The organism is Clostridium sp. 001, assembly GCF_019056555.1.
In the GTDB taxonomy this organism is placed as follows: domain Bacteria; phylum Bacillota; class Clostridia; order Clostridiales; family Clostridiaceae; genus Clostridium_B; species Clostridium_B ragsdalei.
In genome coordinates this window covers 1,225,911-1,251,630 of record NZ_CP020473.1, presented here as the reverse complement: position 1 = coordinate 1,251,630, position 25,720 = coordinate 1,225,911, and the positions used below count along the sequence as shown (strand labels likewise).

The following is a 25,720-nucleotide window of genomic DNA, read 5'->3' as shown; positions in this document are numbered from 1 at the left end:
TATATCATCCCAAATTAAAGAGTGGCAAAATAATCCCTATCAAACTTATCCAAATAATATTTCCTATCTCCATAATTATTTATTACATATTCTATATAATCACACACTTTAATATAATCTGATTCATATAAGTTTCTGCCTTCTTTTATTGTCTTAAATTGAAGTGTAATTGGTGCTTTCATTAAATTTATAGTATCAATATTTTCTATTTTAAGTACATCTGTAATATCACAGGCAAAATTCATTTCCTCTAAATCATTTATATCTTTATCAAAAAGTATAGCAAAATCAATGTCACTATCTTCTCTTTGATATTCAGTCCCATAAGAACCTACTATCCATACTGCTAAAATATCAGATTGCTGACTAAAATATTTTTTTAAGTTCTCTATTTTATTTTCTATATTTAGCACATTAGTACCTCCGGTTTTTAAGTTGTTTTTCTAAACTCAATTAGAAATTAATATTTTTAACTATAGTTTTAATGAAAACTTCAAAGTCCTTCAAATTATTTTGTGTTATTTCATAGATTATTTCATTGTTAACGTCAAAATACATATGAACAATTCTATTTCTGAATTTTGCCATAGCAAAGTAAGTATTTATATATTTCTTTTCAATAATGCCTTGGTTTGCAAGTATCTCAAAACTTTCCCTATTAGTTTCTGGCCTTCCCCATCTATTTCTAGCTATTATATGATTGCTTATATCAAGCATTGCTTCAATTGTTACTTGTAATAGGTACTTAGCACTATCTACATTCCTAAAATCTTCTATGAATATATCCTTATCAATCTTTTGTAATTTGTTTAATTTTTCTAGATTACTCTGCATAAACATTATCTTTTGCTTTATTTTAGGTAAATCGATATTGTTAATCATAAATTATCCCCCTATGTATCTCATTTAAATAAGTACACAAATTAAGATTACTTTTTTTAGTATATCTCAAAATGTATTTTTATTTTAAAATATACAAATATGTATCTAGGCTTCTATTTACTGCTGCAGCAACAATACCTATGAAATCCTCTAAATTATTTTCAACACTTGCTTTTTCAAGAGCACTCATATATTCATTTCTGTCTTCTATTCTTATAACAGTGATTGGATACCCACACCTCATAAGAATTAGATTCATAAGTAATCTACCACACCTGCCATTTCCATCTATGAAAGGATGTATAAAAGTAAATTTATGATGAAATTCTGCTGCAAGCTTTATAGGATGCAATTTATTTTTATTTTCGTTATACCACTTGATTAAGTCTTCCATTTCTTGTGGAACTAAGAAGTGCTCTGGAGGTCTATGTTTGCTGCCGCTTATGAGTAGATTCACATTTCTATATCTTCCTGCATTTTTATTGTTTATAGTTTTAAGAATAATGCAATGTAAGTTTTTTACAATGCTTTCGGTAATATCTATATTTTTATCAACTATATCTTCAATGTAGTCCATAGCTTCTTTGTGATTAATTACTTCAAGGTGTTCTCTAAGAGTTTTTCCTTTTCCAATAGTGATTCCATCTTCCAAAATAACTTTAGTTTCCGTAATTGTAAGGGTATTTCCTTCAATAGCATTTGAGTTATATGTAAGTTCCACATCAAAATACTCTTTCAAATTTTTAATAGCAGTTTTATCAAATGGTCTTTTACTATCAAGTATTTTTTTCTTTTTATCTATCTCTTTAAGCATAATATCCCCTTACAAATGAAATTGTTATTTGTAAAATACTCTTAAGCGTATTATACCATACAAAATTTATATTTATGGTAAAATATGAATATCTCGTAATTAGTATTATCAACTTTACTGAATTTATTTAACAAGTACTAAAAAATTTTTTTTATAACTATATATATTATATCTACTTTCCTTATTTACTAATTTATATAGAAATGATTAGGCTAGTATAAATAATTGAAATTTATGATGATGGAACTGAGGACAATATAACTGAGAATGATTCGGCGTCATAACTTGAAAAGATGAAATTAAAGGAGTAATTGAGAGGAATGTTAAAAGATAAAAAGAAAAATATATAAATATAAATTAACGTAATTAGAGTATTTAGCATATTCCTTCTTAAAAATTAATTCTAGAGACCTGTTTCTGGCAGCTTGTTGAAATAATGATTGCTAAAATATGTTATGAGTTTGGTTATTATAAATTGTAATACTATAGTGGTATCATATATGAAATTCAAATAATGGTTTATGGTTGATACTGTATGTAGTAAAATGTTTACATAAAGAACTATTGTTAATTTACAATGGAGTTTAAAAAGAGCAATTGAAAGTATATAGGTTGTATTGTTACGCTTGAAACTTCTAATGTGAAATAATTAAATATGTACACATTAGTTAATAAAAACTATATTATCAAAATACAATTAAATAAACTCCGATCCATATTTAACCTTAGGCTAAAGGATAATAGGTTAAGGCTAATATAGACGTTTAGGGTGTGAAAAGTAATTTTTATGCCTGCTATTTTGCAAAGGAGTTCATATTCATAGAGGTAAACTATGCCTATTATGAGTATGAATTTTTTATATTATCAAAATATTTTAAACTTTTATTTTATACACAAAATATATAAGCATATTATTACTCAAGGTATTTTTAAGGATACATAGAAATTTGAGTGATAATGATTTTAGGCTCTACCACACCCTGAAATAAAAGGGGTGAGAGTTATGATTACGTCTATTTATAAAGAAAAAGGAGTGAAATTATTAATGGAAAAAAAGGTATTAACTGTATGTCCTTATTGCGGTGCTGGATGCCAACTGTATCTAATTGTTAAAGATGGACAAATAGTAAGAGCAGAACCTGCTAATGGAAGAACAAATGAAGGAACTCTTTGTCTTAAAGGACGCTATGGCTGGGATTATCTAAATGATCCTCAACTTCTAACTCCACGTATAAAAAAACCTATGTTAAGGAAAAATGGTAAATTAGTAGAAGTAACTTGGGATGAGGCTATTAAGTTTACGTCAGAAAAATTAACAGAAATAAAAAATAAGTATGGTGCTGATTCTATAATGACTACAGGATGTTCTAGAGGTCCTGGAAATGAGACAAATTATGTAATGCAAAAATTTGCACGTGCTGCAATAGGTACAAACAATGTGGATAACTGTGCTAGAGTTTGTCATGGCCCTTCAGTAGCAGGATTAGCTACAGTACTTGGAAATGGAGCCATGTCAAATACTATCCCTGAAATTGAAAATGCAGATTTACTTCTTATATTTGGATATAATCCAGCAGAATCTCATCCTATAGTTGCTAGAAGAATAGTTAAAGCAAAAGAAAAAGGAGCAAAAATTATAGTTGTAGATCCTAGGGTCACAGAAAGTGTGAGAATATCTGATCTTTGGCTTCCATTAAAAGGTGGTACAAATATGGCGCTTGTAAATGCATTTGCCAATGTACTCCTTAATGAAAACTTGTATAATAAGGAATATGTTGCCAATTATACTGAAAATTTTGAAGAGTATAAGTCAATTATACAAAAGTATGATCCAGAATATGCAGGAAGAATAACAAAAGTCCCTGCTGAAGACATAAAAAAAGCCATGAGAATGTATGCTAACGCAAAAAATCCAATGATTCTTTATGGTATGGGAGTATGTCAATTTGGTCAAGCTGTAGATGTAGTTAAAGGCTTAGCTGGCTTAGCTTTAATGACAGGAAACTACGGTAGGCCTAGTGTTGGCATAGGTCCTGTAAGAGGACAAAATAATGTTCAGGGTGCTTGTGATATGGGTGCTATTCCTAATTGTTATCCTGGATATCAAAAGGTTACGGATAAAGATGCTAGAGAAAAATTTGAGAAAGCTTGGGGAGTAGAACTTCCTGATAAAGTCGGATATCATTTAACAGAAGTGCCTAGACTTGTTTTAAAAGAAAATAAACTAAAAGCTTATTATATAATGGGAGAGGATTGTGTTCAAAGTGATCCAAATGCAAATGATGTAAGAAAAGCTTTAGATAAATTAGAACTTGTAATAGTTCAAGATATATTTATGAATAAAACAACTTTACATGCTGATGTAATACTTCCGGCCACTGCCTGGGGAGAACATGAAGGTGTATACAGTTCCGCTGATAGAGGTTTCCAAAGATTCCGAAAAGCTGTTGAACCAAAGGGAGATATTAAACCAGATTGGCAGATAATTTGTGAGTTAGCTACTGCTATGGGATATCCTATGCATTATAATAATACAGAAGAAATATGGGATGAAATGAGAAGTCTCACTCCAAAATTTGCAGGTGCTAGCTATGAAAGAATGGAAAAGTTAGGAGGAATAATTTGGCCTTGTCCTTCTGAAGATCATCCTGGAACTCCTGTGCTTTATGAAGGAAATATTTTTAGTACACCAAGTAAAAAAGGTATTTTATTTGCTGCGGAATGGAGACCTACACAAGAATCTCCAGATAAAGAATATCCATTAAGCTTATGTACAGTTAGAGAAATAGGTCACTATTCTGTAAGAACAATGACTGGTAATTGTCGTGCTCTTAAGGCACTTGAAGATGAACCAGGTAAAATTCAAATGAGTTTGGAAGATGCTGAAGAACTTGATATAAATGATGGAGATCTAGTACAAGTAAGTTCAAGAAGAGGTTCTGTAATGTCAAGAGCCTTAGTTACAGATAGAGTTCGTAAGGGTAATACTTATATGACTTATCAATGGTGGATTGGAGCTTGTAATAACCTTACGGTTGATAACTTAGATCCTATATCAAAAACACCTGAATATAAATATTGTGCAGTTAAAGTGGAGGCAATAAAGGATCAAGATAAAGCTGAAAAATGTTTATCAGAAACATACAATGAATTACGTAAAAAAATGGGAGTAAAAAATATATATTAAGAAAGGAATAAATATAATGAATACTTTTGTTGTTGCGGATCCCAATAAATGTATAGGATGTAGAACCTGTGAGATAGCTTGTGTAGTAGCTCATTCTGACAAAGATATATTTACATCAGAAAGCTCTGAAATTGAATTTTATCCACGTTTAAGTGTTGTAAAAACAGCTAAAGTTAGTGCACCAATTCAATGTAGACAGTGTGAAGATGCTCCTTGTGCTAATGTATGTCCAAATAAGTGTATTACGAATAAAAACGGAGTTGTCTTTATAAATAGAAGCACTTGTATAGGTTGTAAAACTTGTCTTATGGCATGTCCTGTAGGTGCTATTGACTTAGTTCCTGAATTTAATGACGGAAAAAAGGTAGTACAACATGGCTTAAAAGTTACAGATGATGGCAAGTTATGTTTTAAGTACAAAATAGTAGGCAATAAGTGTGATTTATGTAATGGCAGAGAAAATGGACCAGCTTGTGTAGAAGTTTGCCCAACTAATGCATTTAATATAGTTAAATCTGATGAGCTTCATGAATCTATTAAAGAAAAAAGAAAGCAGAGTGCATTAGGATTAACTAATATAGGTTGATCCGTAAATTTTGTGATTAAAAAAGTATTCCACTGTTTATATTAGTATGGGGGCTCCTTTGTACTACAAAGTAACTGGGATTAATTAACGTCTAATAAGTTGGACATGTTGAAAATTAACTTTCCATATAGTACATCTCAAAAACGGAGGTTTTTGAGATGTACTTTTATATAGAAAGTATGCTTACTCAAGGTGTCATAAATCCCTTAGTTTACATCATTTACTCACTATATGTTGTTTAGCAGGTCCTCTATTTTTAAGCGATTCTGTTTTTACTGCGGGATTAAACAATGAAAAAATGGCACGTATAAACTAAGGTTATTTACTATGGAATTTGTACAGTAAGTTGTAAAAGATTCATTTCCAATTTTGTAGAGTTTTACTGATTTTATGATGAAAGATTACTATTTAATTTATTTTATCTCCATAATTATAATAGTCATCTACTCTCATAGATCTATAACCTAAATATGAAAAATTTCCACTATCTAAATTAAATTTCCATGAGTGTATATAAAACATAAAAGTTTTTGCATTATCATAAAGAGATGTCTCAAACATATTATCTTTTGTTTGATTAAAGAAAAGACTTCTAGAATTACTTGTTAAAACCTCATCAGAATCATTATTATTAGGATCTAGGAATTTTGCTTGATTAAGTTTTCCATTTTTTATATAATACACTTTTAAATAAGAAGCATTCGTGCATTCAGGTATCCCTATTAAAAGAAAATCTGGATTTCCAGTCTGAGAATTTTGGTGAACTCTGACTAACTTTCTACTTAAATTCATCCTAATTTTATTATCCTCTGAATAAAAACCATTAATAATATTATCGCTGCTAATATTATCATATATATCAGGTGTGTTTTCACCCTGTTTTGCCACTGCTATTTTAAAATGACCTTTAACTATCGTATCTCCTTCTGATGCGCCAGCCCATGGTAAAGACCAATCATCGTCTGAGTTAAATGATGCAGTTTTTGTTTGCATATCATCACTATATATAAATACAGAATAATTTTGATTGTTATTGTCTTTCATATTAAGTTCATAAACACTTTTGCTTTTTATTATATCTAGCTCACTTATGGTGCCTTTTAATATGCCTTCACACATGTTATTTATTGCTCCAGTACCGCCAAGCAAAATTAAATTTTTATATTCAGTAGTATCTAAATACTTTTTCTGGCTTGATATATTCTGCCCATCTGTAAGTATTATAGGTGCATTTTTTTGTGCAGCTATAGCACTTCCGGATAACGCATCAGGAAAGTTTTTTCCACTCGTAATCACTGCTGTATCTGAAGCCATATTAAAATATTTGCTTATATCTAACGACGTATCATATCTAGTAGATCCGCCTATTCTAATTATATTGCTGGCTCCCAATTGTAGAGAGGTGTTTTCTATTTCAGATATTATGTTATTACTTAAAGAGCCTTCTCCACCTATTAAATAAACGTGAGATGGTTGAATATCCTTGATTTTTTGTTTAATTTCATTAGATAAATTTGATGAATTACTCATTAAAATAGGATATCCTTTTGAAGCTGCAATACTTGAAACGCTGAGGGCATCTGCAAAGCCATAGCCATTAGTTATTACTACAGGTGTTCCTTTTTGGACGTTTAATGTATCAACTATTTTTTTATTGGTATCAAATCTATCCGTTCCTCCCAATCTTGTAATATTTTTACAACCTAGATTTTTAATGTAATTTACATATTGTTCACTTACAGAAGCACTTTGTCCTAATATATATACATTTCCATCATAATTAAAATGATTTTTTAAGTATTCTATAGAATCCATGCTGTTTGTAACTTCTTTATCAACTAATAGTATAGGAGCATTTAATTTTTTAGAAAGAACACTTCCTGCAAGTGCATCAGGGAAGTTATTACCACTAGCTATAATCACATTGTTAACCTTGCCGTTATCAAATTTGTCACATATATTTATGCAAGTTTCATATCTAGTATTACCGTATATTCTAGTAACATCATATTTTGTTGATGAATCTGCTGCAAGTACATTATGAAAAGAAAATAGACATAAAAAACCTACCGCAGCTGCAACCACTTTTTTAAATTTTTTATACATCTTAAGTTCCCCCTATTATATTAAGATGTTGTAAATATTCTATAAGTGTAAATATTTTTCCTGCATTATGGTATAAAGTAAATGTATCACAAAGTATAATTCATGATATAAGTTGAGATTATTAAATGATGTTCTAATATATAATGGGTGATTTTAGTATCAATAGATAAGGTGTTTCCTTCAATAGCATTTGAATTATATGTAAGTTATAGATCAAAAATGAATATAATAGTGGATTTTAAATTTGAAATGTAGTATATTAATAAGTTGTACATATTAAATATAACAGCAGGGAGATAGAGATGGTTACATTAATATACAAATTTGATGAATGTATTCTTTCATATATAGCAAATAATATGCATAATCAAATTTTAGATAAGATTATGATTGCATTTACTTCGCTTGGCAACACAGGGCTTATATGGATTGCAATTTCCTTAGCACTTATAGTAAGTAAGAAATATAGAAAAGTTGGAATTATGGTTTTAACAGCTATTATAATAGGATCAGTATTTGGTGAAGGATTGATAAAACATATTGTTAAACGTACAAGGCCTTTTTATCTTGACCCAACTATAAAACTTTTAGTTGCAAAACCAGCTTCCTATTCATTTCCATCAGGACATACTACAGCATCTTTTGCAGCGGCTAGTATATTATCAAGGTATTTCAAAAAATATGCGCCAGTATTTTTTACTGTAGCAATTTTAATAGCTTTTTCAAGAATATATTTATATGTGCATTATCCTACAGATGTGCTTGCTGGAATAGTGTTAGGACTTGTATCTGGGAAAATAACAATATATTTATTTAAGAGAATTAGATCATATTTATTAAAAGAGCTCAAGTCTAGTATATAGACTTGAGCTTTTTAAAATAGCTGAATTTTTTCTTGCTTTAGAATATTTACGTTCATTTCTTTTTTTAATGTCTCAAATCTTCATACCATCCAAATGCACCTATTACTTTTGCAGGTATTGGATTTGATGATTTTATAATTAGAGTGTAGTTTCCACCTGGACGTTCTATAAATTTACCGTCTTCCTCACCTACTAATGTTGTGTTTGGGGGCACTATTCTTTTATATACATTTACCCCATTTTTGAAAACTATATTGGTAAATTTCGCAAAGTAGATATTTACTTTGTTTTTAGGAAGTGGTTTTAAAGCTGTATTGCTTGGAGAAACATTATGGGATATACTCCCATTTGGGGGAACATCAGTATTAAGCCATATTTCAGCAGTTAAATAGTCATCAGAAAAATTTGAGATAGTAAATACATTCGCAAATAAATTAACACCAGAATTATGAGGATTTACTAAGCCAAACCAGGCATTTGAACAACTATCTACCTGAATAGGCTTTGTTTGTCCAACAAAATATTTTCCCTGCATTGATTTAAATAAAGGAACGGGATTGCTAACGACTTCTTTTATTTTAGTATTTTTCATGTCTAAGATATAATTGCTGTTTTTTTGTGACATAAATCACATCTCCTAATAATGATTTTACATATATCTTAATACAGTTTAGCCCTCAACATATAATATTCTATAGATGTTGATAGGTGATAATGACAAGAAAATATATATTTTTTAATGAACTTCAAAACCGATTTTTAAACCATATGCTCTTTTAATGGAGTAGTAGCATTTGAATCTAATTTTTTGCAGATCTTTTCGTAAACCAATAAACCATTTAAAAGAAGTAGTGCACTGGTAATGAAAAATACATACTTCATACCAAAGTATGAAGCTATTTGTCCACCAAGTAAAGAACCGGAAAAGGTACCTAAATAAAATGCGCTCATGTTAAAACCAAACATCCTTCCAGTAAGGTTTTCTGGTGTTATTTTCTTTAACAATGTATTAATTGATGGTGCTAGTCCTGCTGTTACAAAACCTAGTGAAAATCGTAATATGATAAGTTGCCAAGAATTTTTTACAAAAGCTTGAGGTATGAATATTAAACCAGCTATAATAAGTGATGCAAGCATAACTTTTTGAGGTCCAATTTTGTCTGATAGTTTTCCAAGCCTTGGAGCGGAAATAATGCTAGCAAGACCAGAAGCAGAAAATGCCATTCCAGAAATTAAGGCAATATGGACTGAGCTGCGAGATAACTGGGATATATATACTGTTATTATTGGTTCTATAGAATAAAAAGCAAGCTGCAAAATAAAAGAAGTAGCAAATAAAACAATAATTAAGTTACAATCAGGAAGTTGTTCCCAGACTTCTTTTGTACTGAGCACTTTTTTATTAGATTTTATAAAGTCTTCTTTTACAAATATTAAGGTTAAAATAAAAACAATTAGCATAAGGATACCAGTAAAGAAAAAAGTAAATTGCAGTCCTAAAATTTCATCAAGATATCCTCCAATAAGTGGTCCAAGTAGTGAACCAGAAATAGAAGCTGTGGACAGCACACCTAATGCCCAACCAGAATGTTCTTTTTCAGTTTGAGTTGCAATTAATGTCATACAAGCTGTACTGTAACCTGCTACAACTCCTTGGAGCATTCTTAAACCAATAAGTTGATATATATTTTGTGCAAGTCCCATAGTTGAAATTACAATAGACATTCCAATACTTGCACGTAAGAGCATTGGTTTTCTACCAATTTTATCAGCTGCATATCCCCAAATTGGTGAAAATATTGCTAAAACTACAAAAGTAACTCCAAAAGCAACTCCAGATATTTGTTCAATAGTAGAGATGTCATGAATACCAAGTTGTTTGATGTAAAGGGGCATTATTGGGGCTATTTGGCTTAGTCCCAAGGCAGTTACAAATGCTCCTAACCAACATACAATTAGGTTTCTTTCCCAAATTTTCAATGATGTCAAGCCTTCTTTCACAATTACCAACATTAGTTATATGATATATCATACTGCTCAATTTTGAAAGAATAAATTTGAATCACATTTAAATAAATTAACAGTTTTATTTGATGGATCATAAGTTAATATATATGTAACTTTTTGCAGTAATATGTAGAGCAAAATAGATGTATTTGAAAGAAATATAGTGTAGATAATTGTGCGACTTGTTTCTAAGTAAAAAGCTTAGACTAATTAGCTGATTAAATTCAGAAATTAGAACTGTTATTACGAGAAATCAAATGATAGAGTAACGCCTTGAAGGGTTTCCACTAATACTCCGATTAGCGTCTTAATAAGTAAATATTAAGAGGTTGAAAGCTCGGTGAAGACGACTGAGAGCCACTGTAAGTAGATGAAATAATCCCTACACGAAATGCGAACTAGAGGTAGTCGAGTGGTGATAGGACGGGTGTCTATAAAATATCTATGGTTAGGATGTTGCTTAGCAACTGACAAAGTTGGGAATGTACAGGTCTAAACTACAAATATCTAGAAATGGATATAACACATATGTGTGGTAAGTGTGGATGAGTAAAATTAGTTACTATGAAAATCCATATAGTGTTATAGGCATTATCAAACTTACAGGCTTATACCAACAACCTAAGGATATATGTAAAGATAATAATAACGGAACAAGGAAAGCTTAGAATATGGAGGTTTTACTACCTATGAAGTAGTGGTAAGGAAAAGAGTATATCTATAACTTATCTTAATCTAAGTGATGGTGGTGGCATGAAGCAAAGATAACTATCGTAATGATAGATTAGTAATAGCCACTAGACAATTTGTTATATGAAAATTAAATACTGAATAAAACCAAGGTTCGAGTAAGACTAAGAGATGTTAAATCCGTTAAAGGAGAAAACAGACTTGGAGGAAAGCTTAAAATTAGAGAAAAGACAGTTACTAAGAAATAATGAATATTACACAATTCAAGGCACATTTGACAATCTGTATAATCAATCTTGTAACAATAAAAAGTTTACAGACCTAATGCAGTATATAACCTCTAAGAATAATATCTTACTGGCATATAGAAATATCAAGAAAAACAAAGGTTCAACAACATTTGGAACTGACAATCTTGATATAAGCTACTTCAAGGATATGAAAACAGACAAATTTGTTACACGTATCCGAAATAAACTAGCAGACTATATACCAAAAAGTATAAGACGTGTGGAAATTCCTAAACCAAATGGTAAAACTAGACCACTAGGAATACCATGTATCGAAGATAGAATTATCCAACAATGTATTAAACAAGTGTTAGAGCCTATATGTGAAGCCAAATTCCATAAACATAGTTATGGTTTTAGACCTAATCGGTCAACAAGCCATGCAATAGCAAGAAGCATGTATCTAATGAATATAAATAAACTACACTACGTAGTAGATATAGACATCAAAGGTTTCTTCGATAACGTCAATCATAGTAAATTAAAAAAACAAATGTGGAATTTAGGAATTCAAGATAAAAACTTGCTTAGCATAATTGGAAAAATACTAAAATCAGAAATACAAGGAATAGGAATACCAACAAAGGGTACACCACAAGGTGGCATAATTAGTCCATTGTTATCAAATATAGTTCTTAATGAACTGGATTGGTGGATTAGTTCACAATGGGAAACTTTTGAAACAAAACATAGTTACACACAAAATAACAAAGATAAAGCATTAAAGAAAACAAATCTCAAGGAAATATTCTTAGTAAGATATGCAGATGATTTTAAAATTTTTTGTAGAGACTATAAAACTGCACAGAAAATCTATAATGCTACAAAAATATGGTTAAAAGAGAGATTGGATTTAGATATAAGTCCTGATAAATCTAAGATAACCAACTTAAGAAAGAATTACACAGAGTTCTTAGGATTTAAACTAACACTAAAACCCAAGAGAGGTAAATATGTATGTCAAAGTAGAATGTGTGATAAAGCTAAAAAGAATACTGTTGACAAGCTAAAGAAGCAAATTAAGAAAATCCAAAAGCATTGCAATGGTATAGAAGTAAATAAATTGAATTCAATGATATTAGGAAGTCACAATTATTATAATAGTGCTACAAATGTATCATTAGACTTTAGAGAAATAAATTTCTTAGTTATAAAAACCTTGGAAATACGTTTAAGGAGTTATATATCAGATAAACCTAAGTTTTCGAAAACCTATGAACGGTTATATGGAAACTACAATGGAAAAATCAGAACGATTCATGATGTTACGATATTTCCAATCTATGGTTGTAAAACAAAACCACCTATGAGTTTTAGTCAAGATATCTGTAATTATACAAAACTTGGCAGAGAAAAAATCCATAAAAATCTTAGAGGCTATAAACACTTAATTAACCACCTACTAAGAACAACAAATGGAAATAAAACTGCTGAATTTGACGATAATAGAATATCTTTGATTGCTGGACAACAGGGTAAATGTTATATTACAGGGTTAGACTTGGAAATAGATAACATGGAATGTCATCATAAAAAACAAAAATGTGATGGTGGAACAAATGAATATAAAAATCTTGTTTGGATATGTGGAGAAGCCCACAAGCTTATTCATAGTACTAAACAAGATACTATAAACAAATATCTAGGTTTATTGTCCCTTGATGAAAAAGGGTTAAATCGTGTCAATTCTTTAAGAAAGTTAGTAGGAAATTCAGTTATTTTTAATTAGAAAGTAATAAATTGTTGGGGCGCCGTATGAGTTCGAAAGTCTCAAGTACGGTGTTAACTGGGGGAAAAGGTGGAGATAACATCAAAGTTTTACCTATCAGAACAAATAGTGTTTATAGTATTTTATGTACTACTTTTATATAAAAATATAGCTTAAACTACTATATAAATAGTTTGAATAATTAAAGTGAGTATAGTAGAAACTATGATTGAAATAAATCATAGGAGGATATATAACGGTATGGAAGTAGTAAAGGTAAAGACAGAAGATAATAAAGAGAGATACTTTGTAGCAGATAATAATGGTTTACCAATAGAACCAATATTAAAGTTTATAAGATTTAAGGATAATACCAATTATGCACGAAATACACTTAGAATGTATTGCCAACATTTGAAACTGTATTTTGAGTATTTAGAACAAAGAAAATTGGATTTTCAAGCTGTTACTATAGATGATTTGGCGTTGTTTGTGAATTGGTTGCAAAATCCTTATAAGAGCTTAAAAGTAATACCGACTAATAAGGTTGATTCAGCAAGAAGTCCAAGAACCATAAATATTGTAGTAAATAGTGTTTTGATGTTTTACGACTATATTTTAAGGCATGAAGAGTATAGCAATAATATTTCAGATAGGCTTAAAAAATTTGTTTCTACTCCAAGTAGAAACTTCAAAGGATTTTTATATGGCATAGCCTATAAACAAAAGAAAATTACAAGTAATATATTAAAACTTAAAGTTCCAAAATCTAAACCTAAAACTTTAACTAAAGAAGAAATAGCGATACTTATAAATACTTGCAATAACTTTAGAGATAAATTTTTATTATCACTCTTATATGAGACAGGATTACGAATAGGTGAAGCCTTATCATTATGGATTGAAGATGTTGATATAAGTGATATGGTTATTGATTTAAAAGACCGAGGGCAACTTGAGAATAATGCTGAGATTAAAACTGTGTCAAGTCCTCGTAGAATAGATATATCACAGAATTTAGCAGATATGTTTATGGAATATATAGCTGAATATCATACTGAAGAAGTTGAAACCAATCATATTTTTATAAGAATTAGTGGAAACAACAAGAATAAAGCTATGAATTATATTGATGTAGACAATTTATTTAGAACATTGAAAAAGAAAACTGGGATATATGTTACACCACATATGCTTAGGCATAGTTCATTAACAGTACTTAGAATGGCAGGATGGCAACCAGAGTTACTTAGAATAAGAGCTGGTCATAAAAATATTTATACTACTATGAATACTTATATTCATCCCTCAGATGAAGAAATAACGGAAGAGTTTGAAAAAACTCAACCTAATTTAAATTTAGATATTTATAATGAGGGGGATGAATAAGTGGATAATTTTCAGATAATAAAAAGCAATCATCAAAATAAGTATGATGAAATTGTTGAGTACCTAAAACAAGATAATGGATATTGGTTAGAAAATGATAAATGGGATTTAGAAGAAGAGTTTTTTGTTGGTAAAAAATCTGAAAATGTTAGATATTTAGATTTTTCAAGTATTAAAAATAAAACATTAATGAATGAAGTAAAATACTACTTTATATACTCATTTAAAAATAAACTTATATCCCATCACCATATGAGAAATTTAAATCCAGTGATAAAGATATTTTCTGTTTTTTATACTGAACAATCACTATTTGGTGCAAATAAAGAAAAGTTAAAAAGAAAATGGATATTATTTTTAAACTCAAAGAATTTAAAGACTAATAAATTTGGAAATAAATATGTTGGATTTATAGAATATTTAATAGACTTCATTAAAGATTTCTATGATGATAGAGAAGAAACTGAAAAAGATATATGGTATTCAAAAAATATAAAAGGTGCTAAAATCCCTGCAAGTGGAGCTAATAACGGAATAAATAATCAACTTAATTTTAAAGATATTCCTATTTACTATAGAAAAACTGTAAAAGATTATTTTAAGACCATTATAACTAAAAAGAGTTGGAATCATTGTTATCAAATTTTAAACAATTTAAATTATTTCTTTGAAAAGTTTTATTCTCAAGACTATACTGATGGCTTTATTAAAAATTTATCAAGAAATGATATAGAAAATTACTTATATTGGTTAGGTAATGATTATAAAGATAAAAACCCAACTTATAGATGTAAGTTTGTATCTTATATTAGAACTTTCTTAGAATACATTCAAATGGCTCAATATGATAAAGCACCTAAAAAAGATGTATCATTTTTAATTTTTCAAGATGATATTCCTAAAAGAGAATTAAATAAAGATGAAGTTAAAAAGGCTAAGTTTGTTCCAGAGCCTATCTTAAAGCAATTAGACAATAATATTATGGATTTAGATAGACCACAATATATTCCCATTTATATTCTTCTAAGAGAAACAGGATGGCGTGGTACAGATATATTAAATCTTAGATATGACAATTGCTTAGAACAAATTTGGAATGGCAAGGAGAAAAATTATAACTATTATCTCTGTGGTGAAATAACAAAAACAGGCATAGCACAACTTAAAATTCCTATAAGGACTAAAGTTGCTGAAATGGTTCAAAAAGCTATTGATAAAACTAAAGAACTTAGTACAGAAGAAAATAATCCTAAAAAATATTTATTCAATACCTATGAAGGTAAATTAAAGGGAAAACCATTGAACAAAGCATCTTTACTAAACACTATAAAAAGACTTATTGAACAAAAAGATATAAGAGATGTTAATGATGAGTTATATCATTTTAGATTACATTCCTTAAGGCATACAAGAGCTAAAGAGTACGTGGAACAAGGTATGGGAATTAGTATCATACAACAAATATTAGGTCATCAGAGTCTTCAGATGACTGTTCATTATGCAACTGTTACAGAAAATACACTCTACGAAAAATGGAAGAATACTGAGAATTTAGATTTATTTAGAGTAAATACTGAAACTAATAATCTTGAACATATAGACTTAAACTCCGACGATGGTGAGAATCTTATAAGATATGAATATGTTAAAAAGAATTTAGATGCTGTTAGAGTACCTTTTGGCGTATGTTTTAAGCCTTCTAAATTACCTTGCAGACAACAAATGAATCATTGTTTAACTTGTGCAAGTTTCTGTACTACAGTTGAGAACATACCTGAATATGAGGAAGAGATTGACCATGTTAAATCTCAAATAGAAATAAGTAATAGATGTGGTAGAGAGTTATGGGCTGAGAAGAACAAAACTTATTTAAAACTACTAGAGGATACACTCGAAAGAGTTAAGGAACAGAAAATCGTTCATAAGAACGGTAAGTCAAGGGAGGAAGCTTAGAATGGGGAGTACAAATGGATTAAAAAAATATGCTAAAAATAAAACTAAGATAACATTAGAAAAATTAGACAAAGCCATTCGAGAACTTTCCTTGAAAGGCGAAAAAATTAACTTTAATAGTGTTTGCAATCTAAGTGGTGTATCTAAAACTTTTCTTTATAATAATGCTCAAATTAAGCAAAGAATCGAAGAACTTAGAGATAAACAAACAGAAAAAGTTATAAAACAAAAACTTAAATATGATAAAACTGATAAGTCAAAAGACATTATTATAATGGCTAAAGATAAAAAGATTAAAGAACTTCAAGAAGAAAATGGAAAATTAAAAGAGCAATTAGAGATTCTTAGAGGAAAATTATATGATAAATTATAGACTACATTGTTTATATGTAATCAATGTATAAATTAAAGAAAATCAATCAGTGTAGCATATGCTACACGAGATATGAAAAGGAGATTAAAAATGAGTAATGCTTCTGTTCGTACTAGCTATCAACTGAGGAAAGTATCTAGAGATCAGTTAAAGGGTAACTGGGGTAAGTGTATTTTGGTGTGCCTTGTGTATTCACTAATTATTATTGGCATAAATTTTATACCACATGCAGGTATCATTATTTCTTTTTTGATTGTTGGACCACTTACACTTGGTGTTGTAGGATGCTTTATAAAACTTGTAAAATCCGAGAAGTTTCAAGTGGAGGATTTGTTCGATGGGTTTAAAAATCTAGGTTCTGCAATAATACTATATATTGTTATGAGTATATTTATTTTTTTATGGTCACTGCTGCTTATTATACCGGGATTAATAGCATCATTGAGGTACTCTATGGCTATGTATGTTCTTAGTGAAAGCCCAGATATGCCCGTACTTGAGGCACTTGATGAAAGCAAGAAAATGATGTATGGACACAAATGGCAGTTATTTTGCTTATTGATCAGCTTTTTAGGATGGATAATACTTTCAGTTGTTACTTTTGGCATAGGATTTATTTTTGTATGTCCTTATATTCAGGCGGCTACTGCAAACTTCTATCAGGATGTAAAGCTTGTACCAATATTGAATAACCAGGAATAGTAATTTCTTTAATTTATTGATCAGGGCTAGTACTATGCTAGTCCTAATCATATAATTATTTACTTTTTACTATTATTTTTTTCAATGATGTTATAGGACTTGTAAAAATCATTACCATTATTAACATCAGCAATTAACTGTGATAGACCTTTTTGACCTACAATAGATAACCATCTATGTACTTCATGTTTTGCCAAAGTGTAATTTAATACTCTTGTCTCTAAATCGGCTGCATAAAATTGTGTAGACGAATTTAAAGTTTTCATATCAGGTACTTTTGTACCGTTTTGAGTTTCCTTTATCCATTGTTCTTCAGAATATTTAGGCCTATTATCTACTTGCATTGCCATTCCCTCATCAAACCACACAGGTATTTTGGTACTTTTACTTTTATTAATCCTGTAGGCTAACTCACTGTGAGTGAGTTCATGAGAAATTACATTAGTATTTAATCCCTCTGGTCCCAGAATTATGTAGCTGCCTAGCATAGTTTTTTGTGTAGCTCCTGTTTTATTTTCAACACCAAATTTTTTTAAGGCTGCTGAATCTTTGCTAATTATAAAGACAGGTTTGGCATTGAAACTTCCATATAAATTGGCCACAATGTTTTTAGATTTGGAAATGGTACTCAATACATTATTTATATCTTTATCAGAAGTATTTGGCTGTACATAAATGTTTTTGGATACCTCTTTAAAATTTGACAAACTTACTGTATAGCAATTTAATGCATGAACAGTTGATTTATTTAATGCTATAAAAAATAAAGCAAAAATTATCATAAATACTATAGAACTCTTAATAATAGTTTTTTTCATAAAATCCCCTCCAAAGTGATATATTTCTAACTTATGTTATAAATATATCACTTACATTTTGTACTGTCAATAACAAGACTCAGTTCATTATTAACTTCAATTGTGATTAGAAAAGTTATAATTGTGCAATCATAAGATAAAAAAATATGTTGTATAAGTAATTGAGTTTTCTACCAAAATATATATGAATGATATATCTAATCAGGAGGTATAGAATGAAAAATTCAAAAATAACTAAAGTAAGAAAAGATAAAAATGGAAAAATTACAGATGTATTACTTGAAAATGGAGAAGTGCTTCCTTTAAATCACGCTATAATGATGGCAAGGGAACACATAATTGAAGGTGTTGGTGTATTTAAAGGTAAAGATGGAGGAGAATATTTAGTAGCTGACCCTGATGTTATGGATGTTGAAAATTTAAAGGATTTACCAAGATTTTAACTTGATTATGGTTTAAGTCTAGTTGCTAAGATTTCTATATTCTATAAATAAGATAAAAAAACATTAAAATCAATGCACTCTTCTTTTATCAAAAAAAGAAGAGTGCATAAGAACTTTTGTTTATTCAATTTGCCATGGATTTTCTTTGCCTTCCATGAATAAAACACAACTTAAAATAGAATGTTCTACCATGTCACTTACAGCTTGATCTGTATAAAACGCTGTGTGAGGTGTAACAATTACATTTGGAAAAGACTTTAAAATTGCCATTTCCCTTTTATCTAGTATCTCACATTTTAAATCGTTATAGCAAAGTCCGAATTCATTTTCAATAACGTCTATAGCTGCACCACCAATTTTTTTATTTTCAATGGCGTCTATGAGATCTTCAGTATTGATAAGTGAGCCTCGGGCTATATTGATAATAAATGTACCATCTTTCATAAGTGCTATGGAATCCTTATTTATCATGTGATAATTGTCATCTGTTGCAGGTGCATGCATTGTAATAATGTCACTGTTTTTAAAGAGATCTTCTAGTGTAACATATGTAACATACTTCTTTATTTCTTCATTTTCGTATAAATCATAAGCCAATATTTTGCAGCCGAATCCACTTAAACGACTTATAACTGCACGGCCAATTCTTCCTGTACCAATAACACCTACAGTTAAATTGTGAAGCTCTTTACCTTGAACACCTTTTAAAGAATAATCCTGTACATTACTTCGTTCCATAATAGCTTTCATTTTTCTTATAGCCATAAGAATCATCATAATTGTATAATCGGCTACACTATTTGGTGAATAGTTTACATTGCCTATATGGACACCTAGCTCTTTCGCCTTTTTTATGTCTATATGGTCATATCCTATTGTTCTTGTGGATATAAATTTTACTCCAATTTCATGAAATTTTTCTACTAATTTATCTGAAATTTTAGTTGTGATAATGCTGATGCAGTCAAATCCTTTGGCCAAGTCTGCATTTTCCATAGTTGGTGGATCATCACACAATACAACCTCCACGTCGTATTTTTCACTGAATTTTTTGAAATATTCAGTTTCATCTTGTCTATGACTATATGCCAAAACTTTCATTGTATTCTAGCTCCCCCTTTTTATGAATAATATTTACTACATATAATTTTATAGTAACAGGAGATATAATTCAATGTTACCTTTGTATTTACTATATTTGATTGATATTCAATTTGTTTAGAGATATGATACTTGTAATGATATTAGGCATTTTCAAAGAAATAACAAGTCAGTATGCTAGCCTATTTTTTATCATACTGCGTCGGTAGAACCCTTAGATAGGATTCACTATCTGTGGAACCTGCCTCCTTGTCTGATAAACAAAGTTCTTGGCACTTGATGCTTAGAAATTGTTATCCAGGGACATAGCCGCTCTTTACTCACACTTGGAAAAGTGTGAGTATTAGAGCGGGTTAGTCATCGGATAAAAAATATTCTTCGTATCTTTGACTTGTTATTTTCTTTCAAATGCCTTAAGTTATTAGTTTGGAGGGATGAATATGATAAAAGAACTAGTTTTAAAAAATAGATCCTGTAGAAGATTCTATCAGGATGAAAAAATAACTGTGGAAACTTTAAAGGAGTTAGTAAACCTTGCTAGATTGTCAGCATCAGGTTCAAATTTGCAGCCACTAAAATATGTTATATCAAATACCAAAGATAATAATGAAAAAATATTTAAGACTTTGGGTTGGGCAGGGTACTTAAAGGATTGGAATGGACCTGAAGAAGGAGAAAAACCAAGTGGTTACATTGTTATACTTAATGACACGTCTATTAGTAAAAGTCCATCATTTGATCCTGGAATAGCAGCTCAAACTATTTTACTGGGAGCTGTAGAAAAAGGATTTGGCGGATGTATGCTTGGAAATGTGAATAAAAAAGAATTAAAGTTAAGTCTTAATTTGGATGAAAAATATGAAATTATATTGGTAGTAGCTCTTGGAAAGCCAAAGGAACAAGTGGTTATAGAAGCTATGGATTCAAATAATGATGTGAAGTACTGGAGAGATGAGAATAAGGTTCACCATGTACCAAAAAGAAGTTTAGAAGATATAATCTTAGACATTTAGATATTTCTAGGTTGAAAGTTCACTTATACAATATCATATAATGACAAATTCCATCACTATAAAAACTTTTAATAAGTCTAAAGCTTGGCATTTTGAAAAACTAAAGGAACTTAGATAAACTCGTACCTCAAACATATCTAAGTTCCTAAGGTTTTCTAAAATACCAAGCTAAGACTTATTTAAAAAAGTTTTTAAATGTAATTTCAATTTTGGCATTATATTTCATGTATAAGTTAAAATTTCAAGCTAGAATACCCTGTACAGTGTTACTATTAAAACTCAACTTATACTCCGGATATCTTTTACAACTTTCAGTTCATTAAATATTTTGATAAGTCTAAGTAAAAAATTCTAAAAAGCTAAGAGCTTTTGAAAACTCGTACCTCAGACAATTCAAAAGTTCTAAGTTTTTACGAATTTTTTTCTAAGACTTATATACAAAATATTAAAAAAACTTCATTATTGTAAAGATATTCCTGCATATAAGTTGAGTTTTAAGTTAGAAAATATACAGTAAAGTATATTTTCATATATATTTGTCCGATGGCTACCTACTGTAACACTCCCACTTCTATCAAAGAGGGAGATAACAGTAGCTACGCCCTTGGATAATTCATCTAAGCTTAGTGGGAGAAACAAAACTCTAAAGAGAAAGTGACTATAACAAAATCAAAGATTTGGAATATCTGCTTTTCCCACTAAGCAAGATTCATTGATTTTTAGAAGTAACATCGTACGAAACTTTCTAGTAAGAATTTATTATGTGTTAAATTTTTGCTTTTTATATCTAAAATGGAATATAGGATAAAAAGTGATGAAAGTTAGTATAAATTATGTATGCAAAAATTGGCATAAAGACTGCAGGTAGCAAATTTGCTATTTTTATTTTAGTTATGTTAAGCATATTTAGGGCAAGTCCAATAATGAGAAGGCTGCCTATTCCAGTCATATCAGCAATAACTGAGCTCGTCAGAACACTTTTTAAAAATACTGCTCCAAGGGTTATAGCACCCTGGTATACAAGTACACTTATAGATGAAATCATTACACCAATGCCTAGAGAAGAGGAAAAAATAATTGCGGAAACTCCATCTATTACAGATTTTGCAAAAAGTGTTTTGTAATTTCCATCAAGACCTGCTTCTAGAGATCCGACTATTGCCATGGCCCCAACACAAAATAAAAGGCTTGAAGTTACGAACCCTTCTGATATCTTTCCACCTTTAGTTTTAAATTTACTTTCTATTAAATTTCCTAGACTTGTTATATGTTTATCTATATCTATTAGTTCTCCTAAAATTGTACCTATTACTATGGATATTATTAGAGTAAGTACATTATTTGTCTTTAAGGAACCTGAAATTCCAATGTATAGAACACATAGAGCAAGTCCACTAAAAACGCTTTCCTTAACTTTTTCTGGTATACCATTTTTTAAAAATATTCCAATTATACTTCCTATTATTATGGAAATAAAGTTTACTATAACTGCTATCATGTTTATCAAACCACCCATTTTTCTTATCTACATAGAGATATTATATACTTTTATAATAGGCATTGTAAACAAAATTTTATAGCCATATTTTCATAAAGTGCATTTTAGATGCCCAATCTTTTACGTAAGTTATGTTTAAGGCATTAAAAGTATGCTGGGATATGAGTGGCCGACCGTTACGGAAAGAAGTGATGATGGCAGAATGAGCTATTGTACCTTTACTATTTCGATAAAATATTAGATCGCCTATCTCAAGAGAAGAAATAGAAGGCACTTCTCTTCCTTTTATGCCGTAGGAATTTTTTTCAGCGTTAATTTTTAAATACCAGTAAAGAGAACCTGCCACGGTCCAGGAAACTGACCATTTATTAGTTCTAATGTTATACCACCAGGTGTTTTTACCTGAAAAGACCATAGGCGCTCCTCCTGCATGCAAGCACTGTGAAGTGAAATTTGTGCAGTCGCCGCCGATAGTTTGGTATATGGAAAAATATTTGTAGTTTGGATTGGGGGTGAGGGCGTACTTTATTGCATAATTTATAGCTGAAGTTCTAGAGTAGGATGAAGTATCTCTATAACTCATAATTTCTCCTATAAAATTAATCACAGTATATTTTATGTATAAATCTTAGGCAAGTGCGTAAAATAACAAATCTAATTTTTACTTTGCAATTCTATAGGATATAATAATTATAGAGTTGTAAAGGATAAAAAAGGAGAGGTGATAGACCAACATGAACATTTCATTTTTAGGAGGAGCTAGAGAAGTAGGTGGAAGTTGTATCCTTTTGAACATATATAATAAAAATATACTTCTTGATTGCGGCATAAGACAGAGTTCCTCTAAAGATACCCTACCGGATTTTAAATCAATTCAAGATCAGGGAGGAGTAGATGTTATAATTGTAAGTCATGCTCATATGGATCACATAGGTTCTCTGCCTATAATAAGTAAGGAATATCCAGGGGCTAGAATATATACAACTAGGATGACAAAGGATTTAATGAAAGTACTTTTGTATGATAGTTTAAAAATAATGAAAAATAGGGAAGGAGAGATTCCGCTTTATGCTGAAGGAGACGTTATAAGCATGTTAAATCGTGTATTTCCTATAAATTATATGGTGGAATTTTCTATATTTGAAAATATAAAACTTACTTTTTATACAGCAGGACATATAGCAGGAGCTGCTTGTATTTATATTACAACTCCAGAGGGATCATTATTTTATTCTGGAGATTTCTCAATATTTTCACAAAAAACTGTGGAAGGGTTGAAAGTTCCAAAACTAAGGCCAGATGCAGCAATCTTCGAATCCACTTATGGAGATAGACTTCATTCAAATAGAGAAGTGGAAGAGGAAAAACTCATTAATATAATAAGTGACTGTATAGAAAAAAAGGGGAAAATGCTTATTCCTGCTTTTGCTCTTGGAAGGGCTCAGGAAGTGCTTCTTATTATAAAAAAAGCAGTAAATAAAAATATATTAAAAGATATTAAAGTTTATGTGGATGGTATGATAAAGGATATAAACAGGACCTACAAATTAAATCCGCTGTACCTTAAAAATTCTTTAGGAAAAAAGATACTCAGAGGAATTGAACCTTTTTATGATGACAATATAATTGCAGTAGATAATAATAAACTTAGAGAAGAGATATTAAAAGACGATAGGCCTTGTGTAATAGTGTCAAGTTCAGGAATGCTTACTGGAGGGTACAGTCAATATTATGCAGAAAAAATAGCCCCTATGGAAAATGGGTACATAGTTATAACGGGATATCAGGACGAGGAATCCCCGGGAAGAAAATTACTAAATCTTTTAGATGAAGAAGAGGACAAAAAACTTTACATAAATGAAAAAACTGTTCCTGTAAATTGCAAGGTAGAAAAAGTAGGACTTTCCGCCCACAGTGATAAATATGAAATAAAATCTCTTATAGATTTTTTAACACCTAAAAATATATTTCTAGTTCATGGAAATGAAGAGGTAGTGGAAAACTTGTCAAAAGAGCTTTCAAAAGATGTAAGAGGAAGGGTATATGCACCTAGGTGCAGCGAAGTTTATGAAATAAATATAAAAAATCCAAGAAAACAGTGGAAAAAAAGTATTGATAAAGTTATGAACTGTTGTGAAGAAATGGATGAAAATAATGTAAAAAGGTTATGGGAGTTCGTACTTTATAATTACGGTGAAAGACTTTTTACATTAGAAGAACTTATATTTATATGGAAGGGAAATAACAAGAGCAAAAATGCTTTAGAAGATTTTCAAAGAATTATAGTAGAATGTCCTTATTTTGAAAGTGACACAAGGAGATTGTTTCTATTTAAAATCAATCCTGAGGATAAGGTCTCTCAGAATTTAAAAAATAATGAGATCAAATTAAATGAATTAAAAGAAGCTGCAGATAAATATTTTAATAAATTTAATACAAAGAAAATTAGTTTTATATGTGACCAGAAAAAGGTGATTTTAAATTTTGATTTTCCAGCTGTAGTTGATAAGAGTATATACGAGGAGATAAAAAAATTTGAAGAAGAGGTTAAGTGGAAGGTAGAAATAAATAATGCTGTAAATATAAATGCAGTTTCCGAAGTTGTAAGGATAAATTTACAGGATGTATCTATTAAAAAAATATCTTATAGATTAGGAGAAAATCAGGTTGTAGTTATGCTGAATTCTAAATGTAATGTGGAAAAAGAAAAATTATCTGAAATTGAAAACATTACAGGACTTCAAGTATTAGTACAATCTCCAGGAATAGATCTAAAAGATAGTACGATTATTAAAGCTGAAGATGAGTGCGAAATGATGGAACAAAATAAAGCTTTAAATATAATAGATGAAACTTTTGAAAGAGAACAGTTTAGGCCTTACAAAAAAAGTGTAAAGTCGAATCCTAAGGGAAGATATATAGAACTTACATTTATAAGCCCTGTAATTGGTAAAAAGTATAAAAAAAACATAGAGGAATTAGTTCGCCTTACAGGGTGGAATATGAAAGTAGCAAATAGTGCAAATCAAAATGAAATATTGCAAATTGCATCTATACTTTGTAAAAGTAAAGGGATAGATTTGAAGAAAAATCCGTCTTTTAATAGCAGTGATTTAAGTGTGGAATTAAAATTAGAAGATGATAATGTAGAAAATATGGAGGATGTAAAGAAAGAATTTGAGTATAAAACTGGATGCACGTTAAAATGGTAGAGATCAGGCCCCATAAGGGGGCTTGTTTTTTTAACACTATTTACAATAAAAGTATGATGTATTATAATTAAAATAACCCCTATAG

22 protein-coding genes and 1 riboswitch are annotated in these 25,720 nt (G+C 29.9%); of the genes, 12 read left to right on the top strand and 10 right to left on the bottom strand.

Annotation, left to right across the window (positions count from 1 at the left end; genetic code table 11):
• Nucleotides 1-14 precede the first annotated feature (14 nt).
• The 3 genes from B5S50_RS05615 to B5S50_RS05605 all read right to left on the bottom strand — a co-directional run bounded on the left by B5S50_RS05615 (nucleotide 15) and on the right by B5S50_RS05605 (nucleotide 1,696).
• On the bottom strand, nucleotides 15-413 hold the full coding sequence (locus B5S50_RS05615) for a nucleotidyltransferase domain-containing protein (RefSeq protein WP_065076768.1): 399 nt from the start codon (nucleotides 411-413) through the stop codon (nucleotides 15-17).
• A 40-nt stretch (nucleotides 414-453) separates the two neighbouring features.
• Nucleotides 454-882: a DUF86 domain-containing protein gene (locus B5S50_RS05610; RefSeq protein WP_217303313.1), complete on the bottom strand. Its 429-nt coding sequence runs from the start codon at nucleotides 880-882 to the stop codon at nucleotides 454-456.
• A gap of 79 nt (nucleotides 883-961) precedes the next feature.
• Entirely contained in the window at nucleotides 962-1,696 is a 735-nt protein-coding gene (locus B5S50_RS05605) for a Fic family protein (protein WP_217303312.1), read from the bottom strand.
• Between the two features lie 694 nt (nucleotides 1,697-2,390).
• A riboswitch (molybdenum cofactor riboswitch) is annotated at nucleotides 2,391-2,522 on the top strand.
• Nucleotides 2,523-2,741: 219 nt separating this feature from the next.
• On the opposite strand from B5S50_RS05605, the gene fdhF reads away from it, so the two are divergent.
• Together fdhF and B5S50_RS05595 are read left to right on the top strand one after the other, a co-directional pair.
• Nucleotides 2,742-4,883, top strand: coding sequence for a formate dehydrogenase subunit alpha (gene fdhF / locus B5S50_RS05600; RefSeq protein WP_217303771.1), 2,142 nt, complete (start codon nucleotides 2,742-2,744; stop codon nucleotides 4,881-4,883).
• Nucleotides 4,884-4,899: 16 nt separating this feature from the next.
• The gene (locus B5S50_RS05595; protein ID WP_217303311.1) at nucleotides 4,900-5,469 is read left to right on the top strand and encodes a 4Fe-4S dicluster domain-containing protein; all 570 of its coding nucleotides are present in this window, start codon (nucleotides 4,900-4,902) and stop codon (nucleotides 5,467-5,469) included.
• A gap of 408 nt (nucleotides 5,470-5,877) precedes the next feature.
• Here the strand turns inward: B5S50_RS05595 and B5S50_RS05590 are convergent, their stop codons facing one another.
• A complete protein-coding gene (locus B5S50_RS05590) occupies nucleotides 5,878-7,575 on the bottom strand; it encodes a cell wall-binding repeat-containing protein (RefSeq protein ID WP_217303310.1) in 1,698 nt (565 codons plus the stop codon).
• 302 nt (nucleotides 7,576-7,877) lie between these two features.
• Between B5S50_RS05590 and B5S50_RS05585 the strand changes: the two genes are divergently transcribed.
• A complete protein-coding gene (locus tag B5S50_RS05585; RefSeq protein WP_217303309.1) occupies nucleotides 7,878-8,438 on the top strand; it encodes a phosphatase PAP2 family protein in 561 nt (186 codons plus the stop codon).
• Between the two features lie 64 nt (nucleotides 8,439-8,502).
• Here the strand turns inward: B5S50_RS05585 and B5S50_RS05580 are convergent, their stop codons facing one another.
• Both B5S50_RS05580 and B5S50_RS05575 read right to left on the bottom strand, forming a co-directional pair.
• Nucleotides 8,503-9,063: a DUF6143 family protein gene (locus B5S50_RS05580; RefSeq protein WP_217303308.1), complete on the bottom strand. Its 561-nt coding sequence runs from the start codon at nucleotides 9,061-9,063 to the stop codon at nucleotides 8,503-8,505.
• Nucleotides 9,064-9,197: 134 nt separating this feature from the next.
• Nucleotides 9,198-10,418 carry a multidrug efflux MFS transporter gene (locus B5S50_RS05575; protein WP_217303307.1) on the bottom strand — a complete coding sequence of 407 codons (1,221 nt, stop codon included), beginning with the start codon at nucleotides 10,416-10,418 and terminating at the stop codon, nucleotides 9,198-9,200.
• Nucleotides 10,419-10,990: 572 nt separating this feature from the next.
• Here B5S50_RS05575 and B5S50_RS21790 point away from each other — a divergent pair.
• The 6 genes from B5S50_RS21790 (at nucleotide 10,991) to B5S50_RS05550 (ending at nucleotide 17,550) form a co-directional block, all read left to right on the top strand.
• Complete coding sequence (locus B5S50_RS21790; protein ID WP_302180668.1) at nucleotides 10,991-11,113, top strand: hypothetical protein; 123 nt, start codon at nucleotides 10,991-10,993, stop codon at nucleotides 11,111-11,113.
• A gap of 223 nt (nucleotides 11,114-11,336) precedes the next feature.
• A complete protein-coding gene (gene ltrA, locus B5S50_RS05570) occupies nucleotides 11,337-13,154 on the top strand; it encodes a group II intron reverse transcriptase/maturase (protein WP_254306596.1) in 1,818 nt (605 codons plus the stop codon).
• 240 nt (nucleotides 13,155-13,394) lie between these two features.
• On the top strand, nucleotides 13,395-14,522 hold the full coding sequence (locus B5S50_RS05565; protein WP_217303306.1) for a tyrosine-type recombinase/integrase: 1,128 nt from the start codon (nucleotides 13,395-13,397) through the stop codon (nucleotides 14,520-14,522).
• Entirely contained in the window at nucleotides 14,523-16,475 is a 1,953-nt protein-coding gene (locus B5S50_RS05560; RefSeq protein ID WP_217303305.1) for a tyrosine-type recombinase/integrase, read from the top strand.
• A gap of 1 nt (nucleotide 16,476) precedes the next feature.
• A complete protein-coding gene (locus tag B5S50_RS05555; RefSeq protein ID WP_217303304.1) occupies nucleotides 16,477-16,848 on the top strand; it encodes a DUF6262 family protein in 372 nt (123 codons plus the stop codon).
• A gap of 90 nt (nucleotides 16,849-16,938) precedes the next feature.
• Nucleotides 16,939-17,550 (top strand): DUF975 family protein, encoded by a 612-nt coding sequence (locus B5S50_RS05550; protein ID WP_217303303.1) that lies wholly within the window; start codon nucleotides 16,939-16,941, stop codon nucleotides 17,548-17,550.
• A gap of 59 nt (nucleotides 17,551-17,609) precedes the next feature.
• Here B5S50_RS05550 and B5S50_RS05545 read toward each other — a convergent pair whose 3' ends face one another.
• A complete protein-coding gene (locus tag B5S50_RS05545) occupies nucleotides 17,610-18,368 on the bottom strand; it encodes a hypothetical protein (RefSeq protein WP_217303302.1) in 759 nt (252 codons plus the stop codon).
• A gap of 215 nt (nucleotides 18,369-18,583) precedes the next feature.
• Between B5S50_RS05545 and B5S50_RS05540 the strand changes: the two genes are divergently transcribed.
• Entirely contained in the window at nucleotides 18,584-18,811 is a 228-nt protein-coding gene (locus B5S50_RS05540) for a DUF3892 domain-containing protein (RefSeq protein WP_065076724.1), read from the top strand.
• A gap of 120 nt (nucleotides 18,812-18,931) precedes the next feature.
• Here the strand turns inward: B5S50_RS05540 and B5S50_RS05535 are convergent, their stop codons facing one another.
• The gene (locus tag B5S50_RS05535) at nucleotides 18,932-19,912 is read right to left on the bottom strand and encodes a D-isomer specific 2-hydroxyacid dehydrogenase family protein (RefSeq protein ID WP_065076723.1); all 981 of its coding nucleotides are present in this window, start codon (nucleotides 19,910-19,912) and stop codon (nucleotides 18,932-18,934) included.
• Between the two features lie 440 nt (nucleotides 19,913-20,352).
• On the opposite strand from B5S50_RS05535, the gene B5S50_RS05530 reads away from it, so the two are divergent.
• Complete coding sequence (locus B5S50_RS05530; RefSeq protein ID WP_065076722.1) at nucleotides 20,353-20,925, top strand: nitroreductase family protein; 573 nt, start codon at nucleotides 20,353-20,355, stop codon at nucleotides 20,923-20,925.
• Between the two features lie 787 nt (nucleotides 20,926-21,712).
• On the opposite strand, the gene B5S50_RS05525 is transcribed toward B5S50_RS05530, so the two are convergent.
• Together B5S50_RS05525 and B5S50_RS05520 are read right to left on the bottom strand one after the other, a co-directional pair.
• Nucleotides 21,713-22,423 carry a DUF554 domain-containing protein gene (locus B5S50_RS05525; RefSeq protein ID WP_217303301.1) on the bottom strand — a complete coding sequence of 237 codons (711 nt, stop codon included), beginning with the start codon at nucleotides 22,421-22,423 and terminating at the stop codon, nucleotides 21,713-21,715.
• Nucleotides 22,424-22,499: 76 nt separating this feature from the next.
• On the bottom strand, nucleotides 22,500-23,006 hold the full coding sequence (locus B5S50_RS05520) for an amidase domain-containing protein (RefSeq protein WP_217303300.1): 507 nt from the start codon (nucleotides 23,004-23,006) through the stop codon (nucleotides 22,500-22,502).
• A gap of 151 nt (nucleotides 23,007-23,157) precedes the next feature.
• On the opposite strand from B5S50_RS05520, the gene B5S50_RS05515 reads away from it, so the two are divergent.
• Entirely contained in the window at nucleotides 23,158-25,635 is a 2,478-nt protein-coding gene (locus B5S50_RS05515) for an MBL fold metallo-hydrolase (protein WP_065076720.1), read from the top strand.
• Nucleotides 25,636-25,720 lie beyond the last annotated feature (85 nt).

Excerpts from the sequence above, each read along its gene's own strand:
- B5S50_RS05610 (WP_217303313.1), bottom strand. The coding sequence starts at position 882 with ATGATTAACAATATCGATTTACCTAAAATAAAGCAAAAGATAATGTTT.
- B5S50_RS05605 (WP_217303312.1), bottom strand. The coding sequence starts at position 1,696 with ATGCTTAAAGAGATAGATAAAAAGAAAAAAATACTTGATAGTAAAAGA.
- fdhF (WP_217303771.1), top strand. The coding sequence starts at position 2,742 with ATGGAAAAAAAGGTATTAACTGTATGTCCTTATTGCGGTGCTGGATGC.
- B5S50_RS05595 (WP_217303311.1), top strand. The coding sequence starts at position 4,900 with ATGAATACTTTTGTTGTTGCGGATCCCAATAAATGTATAGGATGTAGA.
- B5S50_RS05590 (WP_217303310.1), bottom strand. The coding sequence starts at position 7,575 with ATGTATAAAAAATTTAAAAAAGTGGTTGCAGCTGCGGTAGGTTTTTTA.
- B5S50_RS05585 (WP_217303309.1), top strand. The coding sequence starts at position 7,878 with ATGGTTACATTAATATACAAATTTGATGAATGTATTCTTTCATATATA.
- B5S50_RS05580 (WP_217303308.1), bottom strand. The coding sequence starts at position 9,063 with ATGTCACAAAAAAACAGCAATTATATCTTAGACATGAAAAATACTAAA.
- B5S50_RS21790 (WP_302180668.1), top strand. The coding sequence starts at position 10,991 with ATGAGTAAAATTAGTTACTATGAAAATCCATATAGTGTTATAGGCATT.
- B5S50_RS05565 (WP_217303306.1), top strand. The coding sequence starts at position 13,395 with ATGGAAGTAGTAAAGGTAAAGACAGAAGATAATAAAGAGAGATACTTT.
- B5S50_RS05555 (WP_217303304.1), top strand. The coding sequence starts at position 16,477 with ATGGGGAGTACAAATGGATTAAAAAAATATGCTAAAAATAAAACTAAG.
- B5S50_RS05550 (WP_217303303.1), top strand. The coding sequence starts at position 16,939 with ATGAGTAATGCTTCTGTTCGTACTAGCTATCAACTGAGGAAAGTATCT.
- B5S50_RS05545 (WP_217303302.1), bottom strand. The coding sequence starts at position 18,368 with ATGAAAAAAACTATTATTAAGAGTTCTATAGTATTTATGATAATTTTT.
- B5S50_RS05540 (WP_065076724.1), top strand. The coding sequence starts at position 18,584 with ATGAAAAATTCAAAAATAACTAAAGTAAGAAAAGATAAAAATGGAAAA.
- B5S50_RS05535 (WP_065076723.1), bottom strand. The coding sequence starts at position 19,912 with ATGAAAGTTTTGGCATATAGTCATAGACAAGATGAAACTGAATATTTC.
- B5S50_RS05530 (WP_065076722.1), top strand. The coding sequence starts at position 20,353 with ATGATAAAAGAACTAGTTTTAAAAAATAGATCCTGTAGAAGATTCTAT.
- B5S50_RS05525 (WP_217303301.1), bottom strand. The coding sequence starts at position 22,423 with ATGATAGCAGTTATAGTAAACTTTATTTCCATAATAATAGGAAGTATA.
- B5S50_RS05520 (WP_217303300.1), bottom strand. The coding sequence starts at position 23,006 with ATGAGTTATAGAGATACTTCATCCTACTCTAGAACTTCAGCTATAAAT.
- B5S50_RS05515 (WP_065076720.1), top strand. The coding sequence starts at position 23,158 with ATGAACATTTCATTTTTAGGAGGAGCTAGAGAAGTAGGTGGAAGTTGT.